This window comes from Arthrobacter liuii (genome assembly GCF_014639275.1).
GTDB classification, from domain to species: domain Bacteria; phylum Actinomycetota; class Actinomycetes; order Actinomycetales; family Micrococcaceae; genus Arthrobacter; species Arthrobacter liuii.
This window is the reverse complement of the sequence record NZ_BMFW01000070.1, coordinates 1-2,264: the sequence shown is the minus strand read 5'-3', so window position 1 is coordinate 2,264 and position 2,264 is coordinate 1. Positions and strand designations below refer to the sequence as shown.

At 63.8% G+C, this 2,264-nt stretch carries 4 protein-coding genes; 3 read left to right on the top strand and 1 reads right to left on the bottom strand.

Annotated elements, in window-relative coordinates; all coding sequences use genetic code 11:
- The 3 genes from IEW19_RS23085 to IEW19_RS23075 all read left to right on the top strand — a co-directional run.
- Positions 1 to 489: recombinase family protein (locus IEW19_RS23085; protein WP_188573881.1), on the top strand; the 489-nt coding region annotated here is incomplete at its 5' end.
- Positions 490 to 587: 98 nt separating this feature from the next.
- Positions 588 to 788 (top strand): CopG family ribbon-helix-helix protein, encoded by a 201-nt coding sequence (locus IEW19_RS23080; RefSeq protein WP_188573880.1) that lies wholly within the window; start codon positions 588 to 590, stop codon positions 786 to 788.
- Positions 785 to 1,159: a type II toxin-antitoxin system death-on-curing family toxin gene (locus IEW19_RS23075; RefSeq protein ID WP_188573879.1), complete on the top strand. Its 375-nt coding sequence runs from the start codon at positions 785 to 787 to the stop codon at positions 1,157 to 1,159. Before IEW19_RS23080 ends, IEW19_RS23075 begins: the two co-directional genes overlap by 4 nt.
- 165 nt (positions 1,160 to 1,324) lie before the next feature.
- Here the strand turns inward: IEW19_RS23075 and IEW19_RS23070 are convergent.
- A partial coding sequence (locus IEW19_RS23070; protein ID WP_188573878.1) for a S53 family peptidase occupies positions 1,325 to 2,264 on the bottom strand: 940 nt, incomplete at its 5' end.

Genomic DNA, 2,264 nt, shown 5'->3' with positions numbered 1-2,264 from the left:
GATGACCTTCACGTGGATCACGGTGTGTCCGGGGCGCGGGCTTCCCGGCCCCAGTTTGATCGGGCACTCCGGGCGCTGATCGACGGTGACACCCTCGTTATCACGACACTGGACCGGCTCGGGCGATCCACCCAGAACCTGCTCGCCTTCGCGGACGAACTCCGGACCCGGGGCGCTGGCCTGCGGGTGCTGAACCTGGGCGGGGAAGACGTCGAGACCGCAACGCCCATGGGGTCGATGTTGTTCACGATCATGGCCGCCCTGGCCCAGATGGAACACGAGATCAAACGCGAACGCGTCACCGATTCCATCAGCAAACGCCGGGAAGCCGGAAAGGACCTCGGCGGCCGGCCGCGCCGCATTACCGACAGCCAGATTAAGAGCGCTGTCCGCCTTGTCGAAAGCGGCGAACCTGCCGCTCAGGTTGCCCGCGATCTTGGAATGTCACGCGCAACGTTCTACAGGCGGTCGCGGGCAGTCACCGATTAGCCATCCCGGACGTCGGGCTCCCTCTCAGTGTGATTCGTAGAAAATGGAGCCTAACCCAAGCGTTTTTGATACCACATTGGTATCATGGGGTTATGGCGATGACACTTAGACTCCCCGATGACCTGGACCGTGAACTGGACCGGCTGGCCGCCGAAACCCACACGTCGAAGAGTTCGCTTGTGGTCGAGGCCGCGCGTCAGCTCATCGAGCGGAGTCGGCGCGAGGCCCTGATTGAGCGCGGATTCCAGTTTGCTCTCTCCCACGACCGAGAGGCGCTCCAGCGACTGGCTGACGCATGACCGTCTTCCTCGAACTCGACGAGGCCATGACCCTGGTGGCGAGGATGGGATTCCACGTGCGCGACGCCGGCCTCCTCGGTTCGGCTCTTGCCCGGCCGGCGACAACGGTGATGGGACAGCCCGCCTACCCGACACTGCCCCTGCAAGCGGCCGCCCTGCTGGAGTCCGCTGCCCGGAACCACCCGTTGATAGATGGCAATAAGCGCACTGCGTGGGTGCTGGTCGTCGTTTTCCTCGCCATGAACGGAGCAGAGCACGACATGGCTCCCCACCAGGTGTTCGACCTTGTCGTGGGTGTCGCTGACGGCAGTATCGAGTTGGGGAAATCCGCTGAGACCCTCGGGGCCCACCTGCGGCCAGCGTCCACCTGATGTCCCTCGCCAGCAACGCCCTGGACAGCGCCGATCCGTTGCCGCCGCGTACACTCGCTGCACCCAGGGCCACGCCGTATAGGAATCAGGCGCAAGCATTAGGAACAACCCCGAGGAATCCGTGGCCACTCAATGCATGCTGCCCGGGGGTGATGACGTAACAGCTCAGCCGGTCCAGCTTCCGCGTCCGGTGACCAGGTCGAGGCCGGGCAGGCACGGATTGCCGTTATTCCCGATCGTGATGTCCCGGAAGGTGATGGAGCTTCCGTAGACGTAGGCGGCGTTGACCACGGCGGCTGTGTCAGCGGATCGTGCAGCCCATATGGGTGAGGAGACGCTGGTGCCGCCTACGGTGAACCAGCCGGTCTGTCCGTTGTAGGGGGTGGAATCGTAGACCGATACCCCTGATGCGGGGTCGGCGTCCAAGGATACGTCGGGGGTGGCCCGCTTGCCGCTGCAGTTCACCTGGCTGGATTGAGTGCTGATGAAGTTTGCCTGGGTGGTGTTGGCGGTTTCGTAGGCGCTGCATCCGCCTCCGGAACTGCTCCACCCGGTTTCACTGGTCAGGGTGCCGCCGCTGGACAGGTGCAGGGTGGTGCCGCCGACGGAGATGACGTTCGGGGAAGCTGAGGGATAGCCTGCGGGTGCGCCGTTATCCCCGGAGGAGACGAAGTAACTGACCCCGGCGCCGGTAAAGTGCGCGTCGTAGGCTGATTCGCCGCTGAATTCAGACCCGCCCCAGCTGTTGGAGATGTACTGGGCGTGCGCTGAGCCGTAGTCTTCGGCCGCCATCAGGTTCGTGAAGCTGTTGCTGGCGGCTTCCACGAGGAGAATCTTCGCGCCGGGGGCTATGGCGTGGGCCCACTGGATGTCCAGGGAGATTTCCAGCGCCCACCCGGAATTGGTTCTCGGGTATTTCGTGCCGCCGCTCTGGTTGACTTTCGTGAAGCAGCCGTTCGCAGTCGTGCAGCCCGGCAGCCCGAACTGGGCGCTGAATACGGCCAGGTCTGATTCGGCGCTCGGGTCGTTGTAGGCATCAACAATGACAATCGTCGTACCACTGCCCACTGTCGACGAGGTGGGGAAACCGTAAACTCCCTGCACG

Coding starts and splice junctions, on each gene's coding strand:
- IEW19_RS23080 (WP_188573880.1), top strand. CDS start 588: ATGACACTTAGACTCCCCGATGACCTGGACCGTGAACTGGACCGGCTG.
- IEW19_RS23075 (WP_188573879.1), top strand. CDS start 785: ATGACCGTCTTCCTCGAACTCGACGAGGCCATGACCCTGGTGGCGAGG.